General features: G+C 67.4%; 23 protein-coding genes. 12 read left to right on the forward strand and 11 right to left on the reverse strand.

What is annotated here, in order from left to right; genetic code table 11:
- The first annotated feature begins 66 nt into the window (after positions 1-66).
- The 11 genes from murA to J2S73_RS16170 all read left to right on the forward strand — a co-directional run bounded on the left by murA (position 67) and on the right by J2S73_RS16170 (position 7309).
- Positions 67-1356, forward strand: a complete 1290-nt coding sequence (murA, locus tag J2S73_RS16120) for a UDP-N-acetylglucosamine 1-carboxyvinyltransferase (RefSeq protein WP_306886644.1) — start codon at positions 67-69, stop codon at positions 1354-1356.
- 139 nt (positions 1357-1495) lie between these two features.
- On the forward strand, positions 1496-1933 hold the full coding sequence (locus J2S73_RS16125) for a DUF2948 family protein (RefSeq protein ID WP_306886645.1): 438 nt from the start codon (positions 1496-1498) through the stop codon (positions 1931-1933).
- A gap of 125 nt (positions 1934-2058) precedes the next feature.
- A complete protein-coding gene (gene hisD, locus J2S73_RS16130; protein ID WP_306886646.1) occupies positions 2059-3351 on the forward strand; it encodes a histidinol dehydrogenase in 1293 nt (430 codons plus the stop codon).
- A gap of 5 nt (positions 3352-3356) precedes the next feature.
- Positions 3357-3851: a UPF0262 family protein gene (locus J2S73_RS16135; protein ID WP_306886647.1), complete on the forward strand. Its 495-nt coding sequence runs from the start codon at positions 3357-3359 to the stop codon at positions 3849-3851.
- Positions 3852-3856: 5 nt separating this feature from the next.
- On the forward strand, positions 3857-4294 hold the full coding sequence (locus tag J2S73_RS16140; RefSeq protein WP_306886648.1) for an arsenate-mycothiol transferase ArsC: 438 nt from the start codon (positions 3857-3859) through the stop codon (positions 4292-4294).
- 329 nt (positions 4295-4623) lie between these two features.
- On the forward strand, positions 4624-4842 hold the full coding sequence (infA, locus tag J2S73_RS16145) for a translation initiation factor IF-1 (protein WP_069060068.1): 219 nt from the start codon (positions 4624-4626) through the stop codon (positions 4840-4842).
- A gap of 57 nt (positions 4843-4899) precedes the next feature.
- The gene (locus J2S73_RS16150) at positions 4900-5571 is read left to right on the forward strand and encodes a Maf family nucleotide pyrophosphatase (RefSeq protein ID WP_306886649.1); all 672 of its coding nucleotides are present in this window, start codon (positions 4900-4902) and stop codon (positions 5569-5571) included.
- A gap of 21 nt (positions 5572-5592) precedes the next feature.
- Positions 5593-5820: a DNA gyrase inhibitor YacG gene (locus J2S73_RS16155; RefSeq protein WP_306886650.1), complete on the forward strand. Its 228-nt coding sequence runs from the start codon at positions 5593-5595 to the stop codon at positions 5818-5820.
- A gap of 178 nt (positions 5821-5998) precedes the next feature.
- The gene (locus J2S73_RS16160) at positions 5999-6205 is read left to right on the forward strand and encodes a hypothetical protein (RefSeq protein WP_306886651.1); all 207 of its coding nucleotides are present in this window, start codon (positions 5999-6001) and stop codon (positions 6203-6205) included.
- 200 nt (positions 6206-6405) lie between these two features.
- Positions 6406-6531, forward strand: coding sequence for a type B 50S ribosomal protein L36 (gene ykgO, locus J2S73_RS16165; RefSeq protein WP_026319121.1), 126 nt, complete (start codon positions 6406-6408; stop codon positions 6529-6531).
- 112 nt (positions 6532-6643) lie between these two features.
- On the forward strand, positions 6644-7309 hold the full coding sequence (locus J2S73_RS16170) for a tetratricopeptide repeat protein (protein WP_306886652.1): 666 nt from the start codon (positions 6644-6646) through the stop codon (positions 7307-7309).
- Positions 7310-7455: 146 nt separating this feature from the next.
- Here J2S73_RS16170 and J2S73_RS16175 read toward each other — a convergent pair whose 3' ends face one another.
- From J2S73_RS16175 to J2S73_RS16195, 5 genes are all read right to left on the reverse strand, one after another.
- Positions 7456-10866, reverse strand: a complete 3411-nt coding sequence (locus J2S73_RS16175; protein ID WP_306886653.1) for an efflux RND transporter permease subunit — start codon at positions 10864-10866, stop codon at positions 7456-7458.
- Positions 10863-12212, reverse strand: a complete 1350-nt coding sequence (locus tag J2S73_RS16180) for an efflux RND transporter periplasmic adaptor subunit (protein WP_306886655.1) — start codon at positions 12210-12212, stop codon at positions 10863-10865. Before J2S73_RS16180 ends, J2S73_RS16175 begins: the two co-directional genes overlap by 4 nt.
- Before the next feature lie 142 nt (positions 12213-12354).
- Complete coding sequence (locus J2S73_RS16185) at positions 12355-13347, reverse strand: Hsp33 family molecular chaperone (RefSeq protein WP_306886656.1); 993 nt, start codon at positions 13345-13347, stop codon at positions 12355-12357.
- Positions 13344-14285 carry an ornithine carbamoyltransferase gene (gene argF / locus J2S73_RS16190; protein ID WP_306886657.1) on the reverse strand — a complete coding sequence of 314 codons (942 nt, stop codon included), beginning with the start codon at positions 14283-14285 and terminating at the stop codon, positions 13344-13346. The genes J2S73_RS16185 and argF overlap by 4 nt, the downstream gene beginning before the upstream one ends.
- The gene (locus tag J2S73_RS16195; RefSeq protein WP_306886658.1) at positions 14282-15487 is read right to left on the reverse strand and encodes an aspartate aminotransferase family protein; all 1206 of its coding nucleotides are present in this window, start codon (positions 15485-15487) and stop codon (positions 14282-14284) included. The genes argF and J2S73_RS16195 overlap by 4 nt, the downstream gene beginning before the upstream one ends.
- A 455-nt stretch (positions 15488-15942) precedes the next feature.
- Here J2S73_RS16195 and J2S73_RS16200 point away from each other — a divergent pair, with 455 nt between their 5' ends.
- On the forward strand, positions 15943-16515 hold the full coding sequence (locus J2S73_RS16200) for a GcrA family cell cycle regulator (RefSeq protein WP_306886659.1): 573 nt from the start codon (positions 15943-15945) through the stop codon (positions 16513-16515).
- 210 nt (positions 16516-16725) lie between these two features.
- Here J2S73_RS16200 and phoB read toward each other — a convergent pair whose 3' ends face one another.
- From phoB to J2S73_RS16230, 6 genes are all read right to left on the reverse strand, one after another.
- Complete coding sequence (phoB, locus tag J2S73_RS16205; RefSeq protein ID WP_306886660.1) at positions 16726-17421, reverse strand: phosphate regulon transcriptional regulator PhoB; 696 nt, start codon at positions 17419-17421, stop codon at positions 16726-16728.
- Between the two features lie 25 nt (positions 17422-17446).
- The gene (gene phoU / locus J2S73_RS16210; RefSeq protein WP_306886661.1) at positions 17447-18163 is read right to left on the reverse strand and encodes a phosphate signaling complex protein PhoU; all 717 of its coding nucleotides are present in this window, start codon (positions 18161-18163) and stop codon (positions 17447-17449) included.
- A 132-nt stretch (positions 18164-18295) separates the two neighbouring features.
- A complete protein-coding gene (pstB, locus tag J2S73_RS16215) occupies positions 18296-19123 on the reverse strand; it encodes a phosphate ABC transporter ATP-binding protein PstB (RefSeq protein WP_306886662.1) in 828 nt (275 codons plus the stop codon).
- 69 nt (positions 19124-19192) lie between these two features.
- Positions 19193-20554 (reverse strand): phosphate ABC transporter permease PstA, encoded by a 1362-nt coding sequence (gene pstA, locus J2S73_RS16220; RefSeq protein WP_306886663.1) that lies wholly within the window; start codon positions 20552-20554, stop codon positions 19193-19195.
- Positions 20555-20557: 3 nt separating this feature from the next.
- Complete coding sequence (gene pstC / locus J2S73_RS16225; RefSeq protein ID WP_306886664.1) at positions 20558-21931, reverse strand: phosphate ABC transporter permease subunit PstC; 1374 nt, start codon at positions 21929-21931, stop codon at positions 20558-20560.
- 295 nt (positions 21932-22226) lie between these two features.
- The gene (locus J2S73_RS16230; RefSeq protein WP_306886665.1) at positions 22227-23258 is read right to left on the reverse strand and encodes a substrate-binding domain-containing protein; all 1032 of its coding nucleotides are present in this window, start codon (positions 23256-23258) and stop codon (positions 22227-22229) included.
- Positions 23259-23398: the final 140 nt, after the last annotated feature.

The raw sequence follows: 23398 nt of genomic DNA on the forward strand, positions 1-23398 counted from the left end.
GACGGGTGTAGTCTAGTTCCGTTGGCCTTCGCGGCGCGGGGGCGTTTCAACGAAGGGGTGAGAGACATGGATCGCATTCGGCTCAGGGGCGGCTCGCCGCTGAATGGCACGATCCCGATCTCCGGCGCCAAGAACGCCGCGCTCCCCCTGATGATCGCGAGCCTGCTCACCGACGAGACGCTGACGCTGGAAAACGTGCCGCGCCTGCGCGACGTCCACCAGCTGTTCCATATCCTGTCCAATCACGGCGTCGACTGGTCCGTGGAAGGCAAGCGCGCCGGCCAGGACGGCATGTCCGGCCAGACCGTTCACCTCTGCGCCCGTGCCATCGTCGACACCACGGCCCCCTACGAGCTGGTCTCCACCATGCGGGCGAGCTTCTGGGTGATCGGCCCTCTGGTCGCGCGCATGGGCGTTGCACGGGTCTCCCTGCCCGGCGGCTGCGCCATCGGCACACGTCCGGTGGATTTCTTCATCGAGGGTCTGCAGAAGCTCGGCGCCGAGATCGAGATCGATCAGGGCTACGCGATCGCCAAGGCGCCGAACGGGCTCAGGGGCGCCCACATCGCCTTTCCCGGCGTGTCCGTGGGCGCGACCCACACGCTGATGATGGCGGCGAGCCTGGCCAAGGGCGAAACGGTGCTGTCCAACGCGGCGCGCGAACCGGAGATCGTCGACCTCGCCCAGTGCCTGACCGCGATGGGCGCGAAGATCGAGGGCGCCGGCACCTCGGAGATCGTGATCCAGGGCGTCGACCGGCTGTCCGGCGCCCGCCACCGGGTTCTCCCGGACCGGATCGAGACCGGCACCTATGCCATGGCCGTGGCCATGACCGGCGGCGACGTGACCCTGGACCACGCCCGGGCCGATCTCCTGTCGGCGCCGCTGGCGATCCTGGAACAGGCCGGTGCCGAGATCACCGCCACCAATCGTGGCATCCGCGTGCGCCGCAACGGCGCCGGGATCACCGCCGTCGACGTCAGCACGGAACCGTTCCCGGGCTTCCCGACCGATCTCCAGGCCCAGTTCATGGCCCTCATGACCCGGGCGAAGGGCACCTCGCACATCACCGAGACGATCTTCGAGAACCGGTTCATGCACGTGCAGGAACTCGCCCGGCTCGGCGCCAAGATCCATCTCGACGGCCAGGTGGCCACCGTGGAGGGCGTCGAATCCCTGCGCGGCGCCCCGGTGATGGCGACGGACCTCAGGGCATCCGTGTCGCTGGTGATCGCGGGCCTCGCCGCCGAAGGCGAGACCACGATCAACCGCGTTTATCATCTCGACCGGGGGTTCGAGCGCCTGGAAGACAAGCTCGGCCGCTGCGGTGCCGACATCGAACGGATCTCGGGCTGACGCCCGCGCGCCTTCCGGTCCGGCCCGCCGGCCGCTTGCGGCCACCGCCGACGTTGCGTCGCGGCGGGGAAGTGACTAGGGATTTGGCGAACGGCTCTGCCATGGTGTCCGCCTCCTCAATCCTAAAAGACGCTCGCCCATGACGCCCTTGAAGCTCGCGGCTCTCGACAGCGAAGATCTTTCCGTCGTCTCCGCCCACGTCCAGGATGCGGTCCTGATGGTCAAGGACCTGCGCTGGCGGCCCGCCGACCAGCGGTTCGTGGTCGCGCTCAACCGCTATGCCTGGGAGGCGAAGGGAAAGCGCCGCGATCCTGGCCAGCGGCGGCAGGCTGTGCTCGATTTCGCCCGCGTGACCGCCGCGCGGGCCATGAAGCTGCGCCGGGACGTGCCGGACGCCGTCCTGTCGCTTCTCGCGGTGACCTTCGAGGAGACCGAGGCGCCGGCCGGGCGCATCACGCTGCATTTTTCCGGCGGCGGCTCGATGGAGCTCGAGGTCGAATGCATCGAGGTGACGTTGACCGATCTCGGCTCGGCCTGGGCCGCCCAGGCCCGGCCCGAACACGATCTGAGCGACTAGGGCGTTTACCGGCGAAGCTCGACGCGCTCGCCGGACGAGGCGCAGAATGACAAGTCCGCAGCGCCGCCGAACGGCTTCGCCCGCAGACCGGATGGCGCCGGGTTCAGTTTGAGGAGCAGGGGACCGTGTCCTTGAGACTGTCCAGTACCGAGAGCGATTTCGAGAGCCGCTTCGCCGCCCTGCTCGCCACCAAGCGGGAATCGTCAGACGACGTGGACCAGACCGTGCGCGCGATCGTCGCCGACGTGCGGGCCCGCGGCGACGCTGCGCTGGCCGAATACACCGCGCGCTTCGATCGGGTCGATCTCGCCACCGTCGGGATTGCGATCGGTCCGGAGGAGCTGGCCGCCGCAGAAGCCGAGATCACCGAGGAGCAGCGCGCCGCCCTCGCCTTCGCCAAGGGCCGCATCGAGTCCTATCACGCCCGACAGAAGCCGCAGGACGCCCGCTTCGTGGACGACGCCGGGGTCGAACTCGGCTGGCGCTGGTCGGCGGTTCCGTCCGTCGGCCTCTACGTCCCGGGCGGAACGGCGGCCTATCCCAGCTCCGTCCTGATGAATGCGGTGCCGGCCAAGGTCGCCGGCGTGGACCGGGTCGTCATGGTCGTGCCGACGCCGGACGGCGCGATCGCGCCCCTGGTGCTGGCGGCCGCGAAGATCGCCGGCGTCGACGAGGTCTACCGGGTCGGCGGGGCCCAGGCCGTCGCGGCGCTGGCCTACGGGACCGAGACCATCGCCCCGGTCGCCAAGATCGTCGGCCCCGGCAACGCCTATGTGGCCGCCGCCAAGCGCCAGGTGTTCGGAACCGTCGGCATCGACATGATCGCCGGGCCATCCGAGGTCGTCGTCGTGGCCGACGCGGACAACAATCCCGATTGGATCGCCGCCGACCTTCTGGCCCAGGCCGAGCACGACACCGCCGCCCAGTCGATCCTGATCACCGACGACGCCGGTTTCGCCGACCAGGTCGCCCGCGCCGTCGAAGCCCAGCTCACCACGCTGCCGCGCGCTGCGATCGCCGCCCCGAGCTGGCGCGATTTCGGTGCGATCATCGTGCTCGATGACCTTGCCGACGCGCCTCCCCTGGTCGACCGACTGGCGCCGGAACATCTCGAACTCGCTGTCGCCGATCCCGACGCGCTGGCCGACCGCATCCGCCATGCCGGCGCGATCTTCCTGGGCGCCTACACGCCGGAAGCCGTCGGCGATTATGTGGCCGGCTCCAACCACGTGCTGCCCACGGCCCGCTCGGCGCGCTTCTCGTCCGGACTGTCGGTGCTGGACTTCATGAAGCGCACGTCGCTTCTGCGCTGCGACGCCGACAGCCTGGCACGGCTGGGCGCCGCGACGCGCACCCTGGCCGCGGCCGAAGGCCTCGACGCCCACGGCCGCTCCGTTTCGGTCCGTCTCAACAGGTAGGCACCATGGCATCCGGCGGCGGCACAGACGACACCAAGCGACTGGTCGGCGTCGACCTGGACGAGACCTCGATCGAACGCGCCTCGCCGGACATCGAGCACGAACGCGCCGTCGCCATCTACGACCTGATCGAGGAGAACCATTTCGCCCCGATCGGGGACGACGACGGCGGGCCCTACCGGCTGGCGCTGGCGATCGTGGAAAACCGTCTCGTGTTCGCGGTCACCCGGGAGGACGGCACGGAGGTGGTGACCCACGTCCTGTCGCTCACGCCGTTCCGGAAGATCGTCAAAGACTATTTCCTGATGTGCACGAGCTATTTCGAGGCCATCAAGACCGCGTCGCCGAGCCAGATCGAGGCCATCGACATGGGCCGGCGCGGCGTCCACAACGAGGGCTCCCAGATCCTGATGGATCGCCTCAACGGCAAGGTCGAGATCGACTTCGACACCGCGCGGCGCCTGTTCACGCTGCTGTGCGCACTGCATTGGCGGGGCTAGATGCGATGTCGGGCGCAGCCGCCCGTCCCGGCGCTGTCCTGTTCGTCTGCCGGCAGAACGCGGTTCGCTCGCCGATGGCGGCGGAACTGGCACGCCATTATTTCCCGAAAAGCCTCTACGTGCGCTCCGCCGGCGTGGTCGACGACGGCGAGCCCGATCCCTTCGCCGTCGCGGTGATGGACGAACTCGGCCTCGATATCTCCAAGCACCACCCGCGCTCGCTTGAGGAACTGGCCGACACCAGCTTCGACCTCGTGGTCACGCTCGCGCCCGAGGCGCACCACCGGGCGCTGGAGATGGCGCGGACCCAGGCCTTCGACGTCGAATACTGGCCGACCCCCGATCCGACGGTCACCACCGGGTCGCGCAGCCAGATCCTCGATGCCTACCGCTCGGTCCGGGACGGGCTGGCAAACCGGATCAAGACCCGCTTTGCTCCTTGAGCCGGCGGCCCTCCGGTCCGATGCCGGCGGAAAGGGCTGAGGCCGGGGCCGCGGACCGGCGGCCGGCGCGCGACGGATACACCGACCCGCGCCCCTCCGCAGGCTGATTGAATCGGACCGGAAAATGCTCTACCGCCTTTTCCACTTCGGCGGGAACGGCTGGACACTGAAAACGAACGGGACAGAATGTCTTGGGACTGTCCTTTTCATCCGGACTGGTTCACTGTGCGCCGACATGCCCAAGGCTGCCGATTGGAAGAAGTGTTTCCATCTCACGCGCAATTCGTTAGGTTCACGCCAAACCGGTACCGCAGAGACCTTCAGCACGCATGGCCAAAGAAGAAGTCCTGGAATTTCCCGGCACGGTCACGGAGCTTTTGCCGAATGCGACATTTCGAGTGAAGCTCGAAAACGAGCACGAAATCATCGCACACACGGCAGGTCGCATGCGCAAGAACCGTATCCGGGTTCTTGCCGGCGACAAGGTTCTGGTCGAAATGACGCCCTATGATCTCACCAAGGGCCGGATCACCTATCGCTTCAAATAGGGCGATGATCCCGGTCGCCTTCGGCAATTCGTTTTAACCGGCTAGGCTTTCTCCGCCATGACCGCTTCCCCCACACTTGTTCTCGCCTCGGGATCGCCGCGCCGGCTGGCACTGCTCGAGCAGATCGGCATCGTGCCGGACCATCTGGCGCCCACCGATGTGGACGAAACGCCGATGGACGGCGAAGCGCCGAACCGGCTGGCCCAGCGCCTGGCCCAGATGAAGGCCGAAGAGGCCCTGGAGCGCACCCGCGCCGACAAGACCATCGGCCCGGCCCACATCCTGGCCGCCGACACCGTGGTCGCGCTCGGGCGCCGTGTCCTTCCCAAGGCGGAAGGGATCGCCGAGGCCGAAGCCTGTCTCTCGGCCTTGTCGGGACGCGGCCATCGCGTGTTCACCGGCGTCTGCCTGATCACCCCGAAGGAACGGGTCCGGCTGCGCACCGTCGAGACCCGGGTCAAGTTCAAGCGCCTGTCGCGCGCCGAGATCGATTTTTATCTCGCGTCCGGCGAATGGCACGGGAAGGCGGGCGGCTACGCGATCCAGGGCCTGGCGGCGATCTTCGTGTCCAAGCTGATCGGGTCCTACACCAACGTGGTCGGCCTTCCGCTTTTCGAGACCGCCGCGCTTCTGACGGGAGACGGCTTTCCGGTGGCGCAGGACCGGTCTCCGACAGCCCCGGAAGTACCGTCCGAAGACGCGCCCGCCGCTCAGCCGAATCCCGCCTGAGCCGGGCGACGGACGAGACAGATGGCACAAGACCCGAAATCGGCCGCCCGCACCGGCCAGACCGTCGCAAAGGGACGCGGCAAGCGATCCTGCCCGATCTGCGGCAAGCCGACTGACGATGCCTACCGGCCGTTCTGCTCCAAGCGATGCGCCGACATCGACCTCGGCAAATGGCTCGGCGGAACCTACGCGATACCCGTGGTGGAAGAAGACGGATCGGCCGGCAGCGGCGGACCGGACGACGACTGATCCGCGCAAAAGGCGGGCTGGCGCGCAAATGCGCACAATTGCGCGCTTTTAGCCTTGCAATCGCACCGCAACATTAGCAAAATTCAAGATAGTGTGATCGACCTTTCCGGGGGCTTGCACGCTGTCAGACATCGCGCGCGAGCTTCCCTGGGCAGGTCGTTGTTCAAGGAACGAGACTATGTCGGACTACGTCGTTCGCGCGGTTCGTCACGACCAGCACGGAATGCCTTCGCCGAGCATCCTGCGTGCCAGCCTTCCGGTCGAGGCGGACGTCGTCGCAATCCAGCAAGCCAAGAATTCGGCCTCCTACTGGCGCATCGGTGACGGCGGATACGCCTGGCTGTCCGATCCGGAAGGCAAGACGATCTGGTCCATCACCGTGTGAACCGGTATACGGACGTGCCTGACCGGTGCTGATCGCACGGGTTGCCCGAAATAGGGCTCGCGCTGTCGTTTCTGCCCCCGCGGATCCCCGCGGATGTGTTGACAGATAGGTCGCCAGCGCCCATACAACGGCGCTTAGATTTCGAGTTGGGCGCGCGCGGAGCCCGTGCGCGCCTTTGTTGTTTGTCCAGGGTCCGACCGATGAAAATCAAGAACTCGCTGAAGGCGCTTCTGAAGCGCGATCGGAACAACCGGCTGGTCCGCCGCAAGGGCCGCGTCTTCATCATCAACAAGAAGGCGCCGCGCTACAAGGCGCGCCAGGGCTGAGGTCATCCGGCGATGACCGCCTCGCCGGTCCGCCGTACCGATCCGGCCTGCCGGCCGTTGCGATCACAAGCCATTGAGAGCGGCCGCATCCGGTGCGGAGCGCTTTGACGGCGTGCGTCCGGCGCCCCATACTCAGCGCATGATCATCCGGCTTCTTGCGCTCAGCCTGTCCTTCGGCCTTGCCGTCACACCGGTCCTCGCACAACGCGATCAGGACCGCGTGCCGATGGACGACGAGCGCCTCGAACAGGCGACCGAACCCCCGCCGGAGGACGCACCGGCTCCCGACGAGACGCGCCAGGCGCGCCTCGACCGGCTGTTTGGCCGTTTGAGCCAGACCGAAGACCCCGAACAGGCCAAGGGCATCGCCCGGAACATCCAGCGCGAATTCCTGCGCTCCGGCAGCCCGACCACCGACCTTCTGATGCGGGAGGCCGCGGCCGCGATCGAGGCCGAGGACCTCGCCGTCGCCCTCGACGTGCTCGATGCCGTCACCCGTCTCCAGCCGGACTATGCCGAGGGCTGGAACCGCAGGGCGACCGTCCACTTCATGCAGGACAATTACGGCCGCGCGCTTGCCGACATCGAACGCGCGCTCGCGCTGGAGCCCCGCCACTGGGGCGCGATCAGCGGCCTGGCCACCATCCTGAAAGCCCTCGAGCAGCCCGAGGAGGCCGCCGAGGCCTACGACAAGGCACTGGCCATCTACCCGGCCCAGGAGCGGCTCAGGAAGGCGCGCGAGGATCTGGAATCCGAGCTCGACGGCGAGGATATCTGACCCGGCCGCGAAACCGCCCGCCGTCGCATTTCCTTCTGCGGTTTCCGATGAGGTGGAAACGCCTGATCGACAGGAAATGTCCCCAGGTTCACTGGCTCGATCAATTCCTCCTCGTTCAGATTGAACCAATCCGAACGGGAATTGCTCTATTCGCCGGCGTCGCTGACGAGAGCCTTTCCTGGCGTCCCCCGCCCCCCGCGATCGATCGTCGCCAACAGGCGCCCGATATCGCCGCCGATCCCGATCAGCGACGGCACAAGGATCAGCACGAGCACCGTTGCGGCAGCGATGCCGAACACCATGGTGATCGCCATAGGCAGCAGGAACTGGGCCTGCAGGCTGGTCTCGAACAGAAGCGGCGTCAGTCCGCCGATGGTCGTGAGCGACGTCAAAAGCACGGCGCGCAGACGATCCCGGCTGGCACCGACGGCGGCGGTCGCCAGATCGTCGCCGCTGCGCAGGCGCTCGTCCAGCCGGCTCACCAGAATGATGGAGTCGTTGACCAGGATTCCGGTCAGACCCAGAAGGCCGATGAGGCTCATGATCGTCAGGTTGAAGCCCAGCAGAAGGTGACCCAGCACCGCGCCGACGAGGCCGAAGGGGATGATCGCCATCACCGCCAGCGGCCGCCAGTAGGAGCCGAACACCCAGGCCAGGATGATGTAGATCACCGAGAGCGCGATAACGGTGCCGGCCTTCAGGTCGGCGAACGATTCCCGACGCTCCTCGTCGCGGCCGGCAAACGAGAAGCCGACGCCGTAGCGCGCCGCGATCTCCGGCAGGACGTCGGTCCTCAGGAGTTCCGTCACGGCCGTTCCCGTGTTGACCTCATGATCGACGTCGGCGGTCACGGAGACGGTCGTCTTGCCGTCGCGGCGCAGGATCACCGAGAACGCGTCGCGCTCGTTCAACGACACCACCTCCGACAGGGGTGCGAAGATGCCGCTCGGGCTCTTCAGCCACATCTCGCGCAGCGCGGCGTCGCCCGTGCCGTCCTCGGCGAGCTGCACGCGCACCTTCACCTCCTCGTCGCCCACCGGAATGCGGCGCGCGATCACGCCCTGGAAGGCGTTGCGCACCTGGGTGGCGACGCTGTCCAGGGTAAAACCCAGCGCCGAGCCGCGCGGGGTGAGTTCGAGCGTCAGTTCCGGCTTGCCGTAGGGCAGGTCGTCGGAGACCGCACTGACGCCCGGCACCCCTTCCAGCGCGGCGATCACCTCCTGGGCCGCGTCCTTCAGGACCGCCGGCGACGCTCCGGTGAGCTTGATGTCGAGATCGCGCCCCGGAGGCCCTCCCCGCCTCTGGTTGATGGCGAACTGGGTCATGCCGGGGATGTCGGGAACCGCTTCCCGCCAGGCACGCACGATCTCCGGCGTGCGCACGCTGCGCGCCTCCGATGCGGTGAGCTGGACGTCGAACTCCGCGAGATTGTCGCCCCGGTTGCGGCCCGCCGCACCGAGCGTCGCGGTGACCGAGCGGATCAGTGCCTCCGATCCGCCCGAGAGCTGCTGTTCGGCGACGTCCAGCGCCTCGCGGATGGTTTCCACGGCGGCGATCACCTCGTCTTCCGGCGTGCCTGCCGTCACTTCCAGGGTCGCCCGCAGGCTTTCGGCCTCCGGCGACGGGAAGAAGACGAATCCGATCCGCCCGCCGGCGACCAGCCCGTACCCGACCACGATCAGCGCAGCGACGGCGGCCGCGATGGTCGCGTAGCGCCAGCGATAGGCAAGATCCACGAACCCGCCGAAGACGCGGTCGCGGAACACGGCGAAGTTGCGGTCGAACCAGGTGCGGAAGCTCCGCTGCGGTCCTCCCGACGCCAGCCGCGCCGCGCGGCGCCGCGCACCACGGACCAGAACCGTCTCGATCGCGGCGGAGATCGCGAAGGCAGTGACCGCCAGCACGAGCCAGGTCAGCGGCCTGCCGAGGGCCGCCTCGGCCGCATCCGCCCGGGACGCGATCCCGCCCAGAACCGGCGGCAGCACGTACGCCGGCACCGCCAGCACGAGCGCCAGCGCCACCGCGATCAACGCGCCGACGCCGATCTGGCGCAGCCCCGAGCGCTCCACCGCCGGGCCGCCCCCGCCGGAGTGTGCAAGATGGGCGGGCAGGACGAGGAAGCATTCGATCAGCGACGCCGTCAGCACGGCGATGGTGACCAGCGGCAGCACCTCGATCATCTGACCCATCACCCCGCCCAGCAGGAACAGCGGAGCGAAGGCCGCGATGGTGGTCAGGCTCGCCGCCGTGACGGGGGTGATCATCTGCAGCGCGCCGCGCTCGGCAGCCACCGGCGGCGGTTCGCCCGCCGCTTCCCGGGTCGCCGCCTGCTCGGCCACCACGATCGCGTCGTCGACGATGATGCCCAGCATCATGATGAGGGCGAACAGGCTCATCATGTTGATGGTCTGGCCGGTGGCGAACATGATGCCGAGGGTCGCCGCCATGGAAATGGGAATGCCCAGCGCGACCCATGTCGCGATCCGCGCGTTCAGGAAGGTGAACAGGACCACCAGGACGACCAGCAGACCCTGCCAGCCGTTGCGGACCAGAAGATTGATCCGGTCCCAGAGGAAGCTCGCCTGGTCCTGGGTCTCGAGGATCTGCAGGGTCGGCGGCAGCTGCCCGCGCACCTCTGTGAGATAGGTCTTCAGGATCGCGTCGGTCTCCAGCGCATCGGCGGTGACGGCGCGCTGGACGAGAATGCCGATCGCCGGATTGCCCTGATGAATGCCGCGCAGCGCATCGTCGTCGAAGGCCTCGCCGACGCTGGCAATCTCGCCGACGGAGATCCGTTCGCCGCCGGCAAACCCCTTCACCTCGATGTCGCGGATGGTCTCCGGCGTTTCGCCCGGAGCGAGCGCCCGGACCTGCTTCTCCACCGTGCCGCCGACGGTGCCCGACGGGCGGTCCAGGGTGTTGTCCGCGATCGCTCCGGCGATGTCCCCGATCGTCATGTCGAGCTTCAGGAGGGTCGGTTCCGCGACCGTGATGGCGACCTCGCGGTCGCGGAAATCGGAGAAGGTGACCTTGTCGATCCCCCGGTCGAGCAGATCGTCGCGGATCCGCTTGGCATAGACCTGCAAAGCGGATTCGGGGAACGGCCCGGTCAGGATCAGCTTGGCGACGGTGTCATGGAAGCGCTCGCTGGAGATCGTCGGCCGCTCGCTCTCTTCCGGCAGGGTCGTGATCCGGTCCAGCTCCTGCTCCACATCCGACAGCGCCTTCTGCATGTCGGTCGCCGGATCGAATTCGAGGATGGTCGTTCCGGCACCTTCCCGGGCATAGGAGGTGATCTCCTCGACCCCGTCGAGAAAGCGGACCGCCGGTTCGACCGCGTCGAGAATGTTGGCTGCCACGTCCTCCGCGCTCGCCCCCGGCCAGGAAATGCTGATGGTGATCTGCTTTTCCTCGATGGTGGGAAAGAACTGCGTGTTGATGCGCATGAGGGCCGCGACGCCGGCAATCAGCATCAGCACCATCAGGAGGTTCGCCGCGTTCGGATGCCGGACGAAAATGCCGATCAGGCCGCCGCGGCGCGGTGCCGGCGCGCTCATCGGCGAACGCTTTCGGACGCGGTGCGCGAGGACGAGGCGTCCGGCGCGGGCGTCCGGATGGTCTCTTCCACCAGGAGCCCTTCACCCGCCCCGGGTATCCGGGTCGCCAGGACCCGCTCGCCGGCCACGAGCCCGCCGTCCACGATCACCTCGGCACCGTCCCGGGCCAGGATCGTCACTTCGCGCGGCTCCAGCCTGCCGTTGCGCACGACGAACACGGTGTCGCCGCCATAGACGACCTCGGAGGCCAGCCGCACGGAGGACGGGAAGGTCCGGCCGGGCAGGCGGATCTCGACGAAGGCGCCGGGACGCGGCAGGGCCGTCTCCGCCGACGGGGCGATCCGCGCATAGACCTGGATGCCGCCTCGGACGGCGGAAATCTCCGCCCCGACCCGATTGATCGTCGCCCGGTAGGTGCGCCGGACGTCGCCGATCTGCCAGATGACGTCGATCTCGCGGCCGACGAGGGCATCGCCTTCGCCGACCAGGCCGCCGTACTGGGTGTCGGAGAGGGTGAACTCCGCGTCCACCGCATCGACCCGGTCCAGCGTCAGGGCGACGTCGCTTTCGACCACCTTGCGGCCGACTTCCACGTTTTCGGAGACGACGATCCCGTCGAAGGGCGCGGTCAGCGACGCGTCATCGAGGTTGCGTTCCGCCTCGCGCACGCGCCACTCCAGCCGGTCGATCGCCGCGCGCTGCTGCTCGATGCCGGCGGTCTCGACATTGATCTCGTTGGTCAACTGATCGAGGGCCTGGCGGCGCTGACTGACGATCAGGGTCCGCTCGTCCAGCGCCTGTTCGGAAACGGCGTTCCGCTCGACCAGGCGCTGCGCGCGGTCCAGATCCCGTTCGGCCAGCTCCAGCTGGGTTTCGGCCTGGGTCACCGCGCTCTGTCTGAGCGCCACGCGCGCCTCGGCGGCCGCCAGCTGCGCCCGCGTCTCCGCCAGATTGGCCCGCGCCGCCGTCAGCGCGCCCTCGTAGGCGAAGTCGTCGATGGTCAGGAGGACATCCCCCTTCTCGACCAGCCCGCCCACTTCCAAATTGGGATGGACAGCGACGACCTTGCCGCCCACCAGCGCCCTGAGCTCCACCCGGGCGGCCGAGACGATTTCGCCGTAGGTCTTCAGCACCGGAACGTTGGCGGCCCGGCGCACCTCCACCGTCCCGACGGGAACTGCGGTTTCCTGGGGCGGACGACGCGTCACTTCCGGCCGGGTGGAGACCATCCACTGGGTCAGCGCGACGGCACCCACCAGAATGAGGACCGGCAGAACGGCCCTGGCGGCCAGGCTGATCGCCCGGGTCACCGGCCGGCTCTTTTTCGGTGCCTGATTGTCATCCACGAAGCCTGTCCCCACTCATCACGCACGGGATACGCCACCTGCGGGCCCCGCCGACGCTCAGCCGGGCGACGGCCGATCAGACGCGCCAAGGCGCGCCGCGCGGCAGCCCGGCACGCATTCAAACGCGGGCCCCTGATCTTTCCTACGCGTCGGCTTCGAAATCGGACGGGTCGAAGCGATAAACCGTGCTGCAGAATTCGCAGGTGACGATGATATCACCGTCTTCGACCATCTCGCTGCGTTCTTCCGGATCGAACTGGCGAAGAATGCCTTCGACCTTTTCCCGCGAGCACCCACAGGTCTCCGCGACCGGGGTCGCATCGAACACGTGCACGTCGCGCTGGTGAAAGAGCCGCAGAAGCAGCCGCGGCGGCGCCACGTCCGGATCGATCAGCTCGTGGTCCTCGACCGTGCCGACCCGGGCCAGCGCCTCGACCCACGCATCGTCCTCCGGGACGTCGTCCTCGCCCTGCGCGTCCGGCGCGTCGCCGGGATCGAGATCGCGATGCCGGATGCGGTCTTCTGACTCCGGCAGGAACTGCATCATCAGCCCGCCGGCGCGCCAGGAGTGGCGCATGCCTTCGCCGTCGTGGCGCTCGAGCACTTCGGCAACGGCCAGCCGGACGGTCGTCGGGATCTGCTCGGACTGGGCGAAATAGGCGTGGGCGACCTCTTCCAGGCTGTCGCCGCTCAGCGGAACGACGCCCTGGTAGCGGCGCATGTGGCCGCCCGGGTCGATGGTCAGCGCCAGATGGCCCTCTCCCACCAGATCCGTGAACGAGGGCGTCCCCGCCGCCACGAGCGCGGCGATCGCCTCGTCATCGAAGCGCGCATAGGCGCGCACCTGATCGGGAGATCGGAAGTCGACCACCAGCAGGCTGACCGGCCCGTCGCTCTGGATCTGGGTGATGAAGCGGCCTTCGAACTTCAGCGCGCTGCCCAGAAGAACGGTGAGCACCAGCGCCTCGCCGAGGAGCCGGGCGACCGGTTCCGGGTAGCCGTGGCGCGACAGGACGGTGTCCACCACCGGTCCCAGATGCGCCACGCGCCCGCGCACATCGAGAGCATTCACGGAAAACGGCAGGACGAGATCGTCCGCCGGCAGCCGCACTGCCCCCGTGCCTGGATCGCTCATTCCGCCGCCGCTGTCTCCGCCAAACACCATGCCAGAATCCCTTTCTGCGCATGTAGGCGGTTTTCCGCCTCATCAAAGACGACCGACTGCGGGCCGTCGATCACGCTTTCCGTGACCTCCTCGCCGCGGTGGGCCGGCAGGCAGTGCATGAAGATCGCGTCCGGCGCCGCCGCCGCCATCAGCCGGTCGTTCACCTGGTACGGCTTCAGCAGGTTGTGCCGCCGCTCGCGTTCCCGGTCGCCCATCGACATCCAGGTATCGGTGACGACGCAGTCGACGCCGTCCACCGCTTCGAACGGGTCTTCCGTCACGACGATCTTCGCACCGGCCTTGCGGGCCTTCTCGACCAGATCCTCGTTCGGAGCCAGTTGCTGCGGCGTCGCGATCCTGAGCTCGAAGGCGAAGCGTTCGGCCGCGTGCATCCAGGAGACTAGCACGTTGTTGGCGTCGCCGGTCCAGGCCACCTTGCGGCCCTTGATCGGCCCGCGATGCTCTTCGAAGGTCAGCACGTCGGCCATGATCTGACACGGATGCGAAAGCTTGGTCAGGCCGTTGATCACCGGCACGGTGGCGTACTCGGCGAATTCCGCCAGCGCATCGCCGTCGAGGATCCGGATCATGACCGCGTCGACATAGCGCGACAGCACCCGCGCCGTGTCGGCGATGGTCTCGCCGCGGCCGAGCTGCATCTCCGCTCCGGTCAGCATGATCGTCTCGCCGCCGAGTTCGCGCATCGCCACGTCGAAGGAGACGCGGGTCCGGGTCGACGGCCGTTCAAACACCATGGCCAGCACACGACCCGCCAGCGGGCCGTGGCCGCGCCGGGCCCCGGACCGGTTGGCCTTCATCCGCAGGCTGTCGTCGATGATGCCGCGCAGCACCGAACTCGGCATCTGGTCGAGATCGAGAAAATGCCGCTTTGATCCGTTGGTGCTCATGCAGCCCCTCCTGACTGAGCGGTTTTGGCCGCGGCGATCGACCGCGCGGCCTTGTCGAGGCGGCTCACGGCCTCCTCGATTTCCTGATCGCTGATGACCAGCGGCGGCATCAGACGCACGACATTGTCGGCGGCGGCGATTGCGACCAGCCCCTGCTCCCGCGCCGCGGCGATCACTTCGGCCGGAGCAACCCGGCATTTCAGTCCCTGCAGCAGGCCTTCGCCCCTGACCGTTTCGAAGATCGACGGATGGCTGTCCACGAGGCCCGCCAGCCGCTGCTTGAGCACGAGGCCGCGCGCGGCGACCTGGTCCAGGAATCCCGGCTCGAGAATGACGTCGAGCACCGCATTCCCGACCGCGCAGGCGAGCGGGTTGCCGCCATAGGTCGATCCGTGGGTGCCGGGGACCATGGCATCTCCGACCTCGGCCGTCGCCAGACAGGCCCCGAGCGGAAACCCGCCGCCGATCCCCTTGGCGATCATCATGATGTCGGGCACGACGCCGAACCATTCGTAGGCGAACAGCTTGCCGGTCCGCCCCACGCCGCACTGGACCTCGTCGAAGATGAGAACCGCGCCGGTCTCGTCACACAGCGCGCGGGCGGTGCGGAGAAACTCGTTGGACAAGGGACGGATGCCGCCTTCGCCCTGAATGGGCTCGACCATGATCGCGGCCGTTTCCGGACCGACAGCGGCCTTCAGCGCTGCGACATCGTCGAACGGCACCTGGTCGAAGCCTTCCAGCGGAGGGCCGAAGCCTTCCAGATACTTCGGATTGCCGCCGGCCGCGATCGCCGCCATCGTCCGGCCGTGGAACGCGCCCTCGACAGTGACGATGCGGACCCGCTCCGGGGCGCCCCGGTCGTACTGATAGCGACGAGCCGTCTTGATCGCCGCTTCCGCCGCCTCCGTGCCGGAATTGGTGACGAAGACCCGCTCGGCGAACGTGGCCGCGCAAAGGCGCTCGGCAAACCGTTCCTGCTCGGGAATCCGGAACACGTTCGAGGTGTGCCAGACCTTCCCGGCCATGTCGGTCAGCGTCTCGACGAGATGCGGATGGGCGTGGCCTAGCGACGACACGGCGATACCGGACCCGAAATCGAGATAGCGTCGCCCGTCGGACCCGTCGAGCCACACGCCTTCGCCGGTCTGGAAGGCGAGATCCGTACGCGCATAGGTCCTGTAGACGGCCGAAGCAGCCATGATCTCTCTCAACGGTTGGCGGGGCGCAGGCCCCGCGATGTGCGGGGGCCGACGCTCCTCGGGTGGTCCGGTATGTCTCAGCGACATGACGGGATGAGCCGACGGCGGACAGCGGTTCTGCAGACCGCGGTCGCGGCGCCAAGCCCGAAAAACAAATCGTGCCGCCAAATTGGCGGCACGAAGAAAGATTTCTATATTCGGACTACCCGGGCTTCTGTCAATCTTTCTGGGCTTTTTCGGGGCCAACCGGCCGTGCCAATCGGCTGGGGAAAACCGAATTCGTCCACCGCGACGAGTCACCCGGAATCTTGTCAGCGATTCTCGCGATGTTGTAGTCTACTGCACATCGAGGCACGAGATATCGTGCAGAGCCACCCCGAAACCCGACGGCGCAGTGGCGCGACCCGGTCGCGCAGCGTGGCCGGATTCCGTGAGCCACAGACGGAGGTGACCGAATGAGCGAAGAACCGACCGCGTCCTGGACCGACGAACGGGTCGAGCTTTTGCAGAAGCTCTGGTCAGAAGGTCTCAGCGCCAGCCAGATCGCCACCCAGCTCGGCGGGGTCACGCGGAACGCGGTGATCGGCAAGATCCACCGGCTCGGCCTGTCGGGCCGCGCGAAGACGCCCAGCCAGCAGCGGCCGCGCAAGCAGCGCCCCGCGCCCAAGCCGGCCGGCCGCGTCGCCGCCAGCGCCAGCAGTTCCGGCGCCGGCGCCACCCAGACCGTGGCCCGGGCAAGCCGGGTCGTCGGAAATGCCGCCCTGAAGATCGCCACCGATCCGGAACCGGAGACCGCGCCCGCCGTCGCGGCTCGCGGCCAGGCCGAGATCGTGCCGTTCGGCGACCGCAAGACGCTTCTGGAGCTGAACGAACACACCTGCCGGTGGCCGATGGGCGACCCCGGGTCGCAGGATTTCGCCTTCTGCGGCCGCGAAAGCACCCCGGGCGAGCCCTATTGCGCCGCCCACGCCCGGGTGGCCTACCAGCCGGCACCGGACCGTCGCAAGTCGCGCAACGGCGGCAAGTAAGCCGGGCCTGCCGCAGGGCAGCGTTCTCCGGTCAGGCGACCGCCTGGCCGGCCGAGGTGGCTTTTGGGGATGTCCCGCTCAACCGGGCTCGGCCTGACCGGGACGGACATGATCGAGACGACCGATCCGGAGCCATGCCCCATCTCCCGGATGTGTCGGGCCCAGCAGACCAGGCGTCATCGGCGCGGGGATCCCGTGCCGTAGATCCGGTCAGGCACTCGCGAACTGGTCGTTGAAGGCGTAGCCGGCGCCCCGCACCGTGCGGATCGGGTCGCGGGCCTTGCCGCGGTTGATCGCCTTGCGCAGCCGGCCGATGTGCACGTCCACCGTCCGCTCGTCGACATAGACGTCGTGCCCCCACACCCCGTCCAGGAGCTGTTCGCGGGAGAACACGCGGCCGGGCGACTGCATCAGAAATTCCAGAAGCCGGAACTCCGTCGGGCCAAGGTGGATCTCGCGGCTGGACCGGCGGACGCGATGGGTCGTCCGGTCCAGCTCGATGTCCCCGGCCGACAGGATCGTGGAGACCACCGCGGGCTTGCTGCGCCTCAGGATGGCGCGGATCCGCGCCATCAGTTCCGGCACGGAGAACGGCTTCACCACGTAGTCGTCGGCGCCGGTGGCCAGCCCCCTGATCCGCTCGGTTTCTTCCCCCCGCGCCGTCAGCATGATGACCGGAAGATGCTCCGTCTGGGGACGGGCACGCAGGCGCCGGCACAGCTCGATGCCCGACAGGCCCGGCAGCATCCAGTCCAGCACCAGAAGGTCCGGCAGCCCCTCGCGAAGGCGGATCTCCGCCTCGTCGCCGCGCATGCACGTGTCGACGGCGTAGCCCTCCGCCTCGAGATTGTATCGCAGCAGGAGGGCCAGCGGCTCTTCGTCCTCGACGATCAAGACCTTCGGCATGACCGAGCGCCCCTTGAAGTGGTCCTCACTCCGAGCTGTAGCCGGCAGGGATGTAGCTTGATTCATCTTGTTTCGGCCGATCTTCCTGGAGGTACTCTCCGGTGATCATGAAGTGGATCGTCTCGGCGATGTTGGTCGCGTGGTCTCCGATCCGCTCGATGTTCTTCGCGCAGAAAAGCAGATGCGTGCAGAACGTGATGTTGCGCGGGTCTTCCATCATGTAGGTGAGCAGTTCCCGGAACAGCGACGTGTACATCGCGTCGATCTCGTCGTCGCGGCTGCGCACGGCGTGGGCGGCGTCGAGGTCCTGGGAGGTGTAGGCGTCGAGCACCGCCTTGAGCTGCTCCAGCGTGATCTCGGAGATGTGCTCCACCCCGAAGGCCAGTCGCTTGGTGTGGAACTGGCCGTCGATGGCGATCACCCGCTTGGCGATGTTCTTGGCCAGATCGCCGACCCGTTCCAGATCACTGGACACGCGCAGCGCGGCGATGATCTCGCGCAGGTCGCGCGCCACGGGCTGGCGGCGGGCGATCACGCTGATCGCGCGCTCCTCCACCTGGCGCTGCATGTCGTCGAGACGGTGATCGTTGAAGATGACGTTCTGGGCGCGGGCGATGTCGATGCGGGCGAGCCCGGTGACGGCCTCGGACACGAGGCCTTCCGCCAGGCCGCCCATCTCCGCGATCCGGCTGACCAGATCGCGCAGTTCCTCGTCATAGGCGCCGGTCGTATGCTGGGTCATGCGCGTTCGGTCTTTCCTGGAACTCCGGCGGGACGATACCGCCCGCCTTTTGGTGCCAGACGGGCCCGGATCGTTCGCTCTTGGGCGACGGTTGCTGCCGCACCGTCCGCCTGACTTTGGTGTCGGGCGGACTTAGCCGAACCGACCGGTGATGTAGTCCTGGGTCCGCTGTTCCTTCGGGCTCGTGAAGAGCACGTTGGTCGGCCCTTCCTCGACGAGAATGCCGAGATGGAAGAAAGCCGTGCGCTGCGAGACGCGGGCCGCCTGTTGCATCGAGTGGGTCACGATCACGATGGTGTAGTTCTCGCGCAGCTCGTCGATCAGTTCCTCGACCTTGGCGGTCGCGATCGGGTCGAGGGCCGAGCACGGCTCGTCCATCAGGATGACTTCCGGGCTCACGGCCACGGCGCGCGCGATGCACAGGCGCTGCTGCTGGCCTCCGGAAAGGCCGGTCCCGGGTTCCTGCAGGCGGTCCTTCACCTCGTTCCAGAGGCCGGCCTTCTGCAGGCTGGACTCCACGATGTCGTCGAGATCGGACTTGGATTTGGCGATGCCGTGGATCTTCGGCCCGTAGGCGATGTTCTCCCAGATCGACTTGGGGAACGGGTTGGGCTTCTGGAACACCATGCCGACCTTGGCACGCAGGAGCACCACGTCGAGCGAGTGATCGTTCAGATCCTCGCTGTCCATCATCAGGTTGCCGTCCACATAGCAGCCCGGGATGGTGTCGTTCATCCGGTTGAAGCAGCGCAGGAACGTCGACTTGCCGCAGCCCGAGGGGCCGATGAACGCCGTGACCGCGCGCTCGGGCACGTCGATCGACACGTCGAACAGCGCCTGCTTGTCGCCGTAGTAGACGCTGACGTCCTTGGCTTCGATCTTCACCGGGCGCGGCTGCTCGTCGGGCGTCCGCACCGTTCGGAAACTCTCCGGGACCGCCTCGGCCACTGCTGCGCTCATGCCTAGTCTCCTTTTCGATCGGGCCCGGCGCCTGACCGGCGGGGCCGCTCGATGTCCAATGTACCGTCGCTACCAGCGGCGCTCAAACCGATGGCGAAGGTAGATCGCCAGCGCGTTCAGGCAGATCATCAGCGCCAGAAGCACGATGATCGCGGCAGAAGTGCGGGCCTCGAAGAAGTTCCTGAGCTCGTTACCCTGCCAGAGATAGATCTGCACCGGCAACGCGCTCGACTGATCCATCGGGCTCGAGGGAACCGAGGCCACGAAGGCGTTCATGCCGATCAGAAGCAGCGGTGCGGTCTCGCCGAGCGCCTGGGCGATCGAGATGATCGCGCCGGTCAGCATGCCCGGCACCGCCACCGGCAGCGTGTGGTGGAACATGGCCTGCATCGGCGAGGCGCCGACGCCGAGGGCCGCCTGGCGGATCGACGGCGGAACCGCGCGCAGCGACGCCCGGGCGGCGATGATCACCGTCGGCAGGGCCATCAGCGACAGCACCAGACCGCCGACCAGCGGCGCCGACAGCGGCAGCCCCAGATAGTTGATGAAGATCGACGCGCCGAGCAGGCCGAACACGATCGACGGCACGGCGGCCAGATTGTTGATGTTCACCTCGACCAGGTCGGTCCACCGGTTCTTCGGGGCGAACTCCTCCAGATAGACCGCCGCCATGACGCCCACCGGCACGGCGAGGAACATCACGATCAGCATCATCATGAAGGAGCCGACGAATGCGCCGGCGAGACCGGCCGTGGCCGGAGACGAGCGCGAGTCGGTGTTGGTGAAGATGAACCAGGCGAAATCCATCGTGATGACGCCGCGGTCGTAGAGCTCGTCCGACCACTGCTGCTGCAGTTGCGAAAGCTGCTGCGACGCCTGCGGCAGCGACCGGTCGATGTTGCCCTTCAGCCAGACGTCCACGTTGGCGGCCGCGGTCAGGGCCACTTCGCGGCGCTGGCCGATTAGCGAGGGGTCGTTCATCACCATGTCGCGCAGCCGGATGCGCTCGCCGGAGGCGACCATGCCGATCGCATCGCGGGCATTGTCGGCAGCCGCGGGAACCACGTCGGCCAGCGAGGCCTGGATGATCTGGTTCCAGTTCACGAAGGCGAGCTTGCGCTGCCAGCCCTGCAGCTCCTGGAGGAACTCCGCCGGCGACTGGTCCGCCTGCTGAACCGGCTTTTCCGGCACGTCGATGATCTCGGGATCGAAATAGACCTCGAGATTGACGGTCGCCTGCCAGAAGGCGGGGAGGCCCTTGGACAGGATGCTGGCGAACAGGATCCCGACGAACGCGATGCCCAGGATCAGCGCGCCCAGACCGATCGCCCGGAAGCGGACCTCGGCCCGCTTGCGGCGGCCGAGCGTACCCGCGACGACCTCGGCAATCGGTTTGCGGGAGCTGGAGGAGGCGGTGTCGCTCACGGCCATGGGCTACTCGTATTGCTCGCGATATTTGCGGACGATGTGAAGCGCGACGACGTTCAGTCCGAGCGTGATCACGAAGAGGGTCAGGCCCAGGGCAAACGCGACGAGGGATTGCGGGCTGGCGAAATCGACGTCGCCCGTCAGCTGGTTGACGATGGTGACCGTCACGGTGGAGACCGCGTCGAACGGGTTGGCGGTCAGGACCGGACTGTTGCCGGCCGCCAGAACCACGATCATGGTTTCGCCGATGGCCCGGCTCACGGCGAGCAGGAAGGCGCCCACGATCCCCGGCAGCGCCGCCGGCAGGATGACCTTCCGGATCGTCTCCGACTTGGTGGCGCCCAGCCCGAGCGACCCGTCGTGCATCGCCTTCGGCACCTGGCTGATGATGTCGTCCGAGAGCGAGGAGACGAACGGGATGATCATGATCCCCATGACCACGCCGGCGGTGACCGCGCTGGTCGCCTGGATGTCGAAGCCGATCATCTCGCCGATGCCGGAGAAGAACGGGCCGACCGCGACCAGGGCGAAGAAGCCGTAGACGATGGTCGGGATGCCGGCCAGCACCTCCAGGATCGGCTTGGCGAAGAAGCGCAGCTTCGGTCCGGCATATTCCGACAGATAGACCGCCGACATCAGGCCGATCGGGACCGCCACGAGCATCGCGATCACGGTGATCATGATCGTGCCCCACAGCAGCGGCAGGAGGCCGAACTCGCCCTGGTTCGAGCTCCCCGTCGTGGAGAAGCGCGGGTTCCAGGTGGTGCCGAAGAAGAAGTCGATCGGGTTGATGTAGGTGAAGAAGCGCAGCGCCTCGCCGAGCATCGAGAGCACGATGCCGACCGTGGTCAGGATCGCGATCACCGAGCAGGCGATCAGTACGATCTTGATGAAGCCCTCGACCTCGTTGCGGGCCCGCATGGTCGGCGAAATCCGGCTGCGGGCGAACAGCGCGCCGGCCACGCCGGCGGCGGCGACCATCACGACGAGGGCGAGACGGGCGATTGTGTTGAACGTGGAGAGCTGTTCGGCGGCGGCGCGCTCATAGGGCTGCACCTCGCCGGCGACGCCGAACCCGGACACGAGGCTCTCGATGCGCTGGGTGGAGCGGATCACCTCGCCGCTGTCGGCGGCCACGTCCGGCGGAATGAAGGAATTGACGATGCTGGTGGCGATCATCGGTTCGACGATCATCCAGGCCACATAGACCACCACGGCCGGGATCAGACACCACAGCACCACCATCATGCCGTAGTGACCGGGACGCGAGTGCAGTCGGCGCCCGCTGGCGCTCTGGATCGATTTCGACCGCGTCAATCCCAGCTGATAGAAGAAGCTGAGAAAGACCAGCGCGACGACGATCACAATCAACGTGTTCATGGCGCCCCTGCCATTGGACGGGAAAATCCCGCAGCCGTGTTTTCGGACGCGAGGCAGCAGACCCCGGCCGGCCCGTCAACCCCGCAGGCCCTGGCAATCGATGCCGGAGCACGCTTCCTCCCCTTGCCCGACACGCGGTCGGCGTCCGGTAGAGGTCCGGAACTCGCCAGAGTTTCCGGGAAGCGCTGCCCCCGCGTCGCCCCGGACGGATCTCCTCGATCCGCGCGTTGCAAAGGGTGGCCGCGCGGGGCGCGACCACCCGGATCGGTCAGCCGGTCGACCGGCCGGCCGCTGATTACTTCTTGACGACCGTCTTGTTCTCGACGTTCGCGAGCTGGTTCTCGCGCTCCTCGGCGGAGAGCGGGATCAGGCCGGCCTGCTCGAGCGGGCTGCCCATGCCGGAGACCTGCTCGTTCAGGAAGAACTGAGCGTACTCTTCCAGGCCCGGGACGTTACCGACGTGCTCGCCCTTGATGTAGAAGAAGAGCGGACGGGACACCGGGTACTCGCCGGAGGCGACGGTCTCGAGCGACGGGGTGACGCCGTTGACGGTGGCGACCTGGAGACGGTCACGGTTCTGGTCGTAGAACGACAGGCCGAACACGCCGACGGCGGCCGGCTGCGCCTCGAGGCGGGCCAGGGTCTCGGTGTAGTCGCCGGCGATCTCGATCACGCGGCCGCCCTGACGGAACCCGAGGCAGGCTTCTTCGGCGGCATCGCCGTCCATCGACTTGATGACGTCGAAGGTCTCGCAGCCCTCGAGAACCACCTTCTCCTCGAACACTTCACGGGTGCCGTGGTTGGTGCCCGGGATCACGAGGGTGATCTCCTGGTCCGGAAGCGAGGAGTCGATTTCGCTCCACTTGGAGTAGGGGTTGTCGACCAGCTCGCCGTCCTGGGGAACCTTCGCGGCGATCGCCTGATAGATCTGCGCCGGGGTCAGCTCGAAGCTGCCGGTGTCGGCGTTGGAGGCGAACACGATGCCGTCGTAGCCGATCTTGACCTCGACGATCTGCTGGACGCCGTTGGCGTTGCAGCTCTCGATCTCACCGGCCTTGATCGGGCGCGAAGCGTTCGCGATGTCGATCGTGTTCATGTCGATGCCCTGGCAGAACTGGCGCAGGCCACCGCCCGAACCGCCGGAACCGACGACCGGGGTGTTGAACTCGGGGAACGTGTTTCCGAACTCTTCGGCGACGATGCTCGCGAACGGCAGAACAGTCGAAGAGCCGGCGATCTGGATGGTGTCGCGCTCCTGGGCGGACGCGGACGCACCAAAGCCAACCGCAGCGGCAAGCGCAATCGCGCTGACGTAATTCGCTTTCACGTGAATCTCTCCCTTGGATTGGGACGTGTGTGGGTGGCGCCCTGCGTGAGGTGACAGGCAACTGAACTGCGCCGTGCGCCGACGGCGTTCCGCCATCGGCCGCGACCGTTCTAGGGAACAGCGATGATCCTTTTATGACA

Source organism: Amorphus orientalis, assembly GCF_030814015.1.
Lineage (GTDB): Bacteria > Pseudomonadota > Alphaproteobacteria > Rhizobiales > Amorphaceae > Amorphus > Amorphus orientalis.

Bases quoted from the DNA above. Each gene is read 5' to 3' on its own strand.
- murA (WP_306886644.1), top strand. From the start codon at position 67: ATGGATCGCATTCGGCTCAGGGGCGGCTCGCCGCTGAATGGCACGATC.
- J2S73_RS16125 (WP_306886645.1), top strand. From the start codon at position 1,496: ATGACGCCCTTGAAGCTCGCGGCTCTCGACAGCGAAGATCTTTCCGTC.
- J2S73_RS16135 (WP_306886647.1), top strand. From the start codon at position 3,357: ATGGCATCCGGCGGCGGCACAGACGACACCAAGCGACTGGTCGGCGTC.
- J2S73_RS16140 (WP_306886648.1), top strand. From the start codon at position 3,857: ATGTCGGGCGCAGCCGCCCGTCCCGGCGCTGTCCTGTTCGTCTGCCGG.
- infA (WP_069060068.1), top strand. From the start codon at position 4,624: ATGGCCAAAGAAGAAGTCCTGGAATTTCCCGGCACGGTCACGGAGCTT.
- J2S73_RS16150 (WP_306886649.1), top strand. From the start codon at position 4,900: ATGACCGCTTCCCCCACACTTGTTCTCGCCTCGGGATCGCCGCGCCGG.
- J2S73_RS16155 (WP_306886650.1), top strand. From the start codon at position 5,593: ATGGCACAAGACCCGAAATCGGCCGCCCGCACCGGCCAGACCGTCGCA.
- J2S73_RS16160 (WP_306886651.1), top strand. From the start codon at position 5,999: ATGTCGGACTACGTCGTTCGCGCGGTTCGTCACGACCAGCACGGAATG.
- ykgO (WP_026319121.1), top strand. From the start codon at position 6,406: ATGAAAATCAAGAACTCGCTGAAGGCGCTTCTGAAGCGCGATCGGAAC.
- J2S73_RS16175 (WP_306886653.1), bottom strand. From the start codon at position 10,866: ATGAGCGCGCCGGCACCGCGCCGCGGCGGCCTGATCGGCATTTTCGTC.
- J2S73_RS16185 (WP_306886656.1), bottom strand. From the start codon at position 13,347: ATGAGCGATCCAGGCACGGGGGCAGTGCGGCTGCCGGCGGACGATCTC.
- argF (WP_306886657.1), bottom strand. From the start codon at position 14,285: ATGAGCACCAACGGATCAAAGCGGCATTTTCTCGATCTCGACCAGATG.
- J2S73_RS16195 (WP_306886658.1), bottom strand. From the start codon at position 15,487: ATGGCTGCTTCGGCCGTCTACAGGACCTATGCGCGTACGGATCTCGCC.
- J2S73_RS16200 (WP_306886659.1), top strand. From the start codon at position 15,943: ATGAGCGAAGAACCGACCGCGTCCTGGACCGACGAACGGGTCGAGCTT.
- phoB (WP_306886660.1), bottom strand. From the start codon at position 17,421: ATGCCGAAGGTCTTGATCGTCGAGGACGAAGAGCCGCTGGCCCTCCTG.
- phoU (WP_306886661.1), bottom strand. From the start codon at position 18,163: ATGACCCAGCATACGACCGGCGCCTATGACGAGGAACTGCGCGATCTG.
- pstB (WP_306886662.1), bottom strand. From the start codon at position 19,123: ATGAGCGCAGCAGTGGCCGAGGCGGTCCCGGAGAGTTTCCGAACGGTG.
- pstA (WP_306886663.1), bottom strand. From the start codon at position 20,554: ATGGCCGTGAGCGACACCGCCTCCTCCAGCTCCCGCAAACCGATTGCC.
- pstC (WP_306886664.1), bottom strand. From the start codon at position 21,931: ATGAACACGTTGATTGTGATCGTCGTCGCGCTGGTCTTTCTCAGCTTC.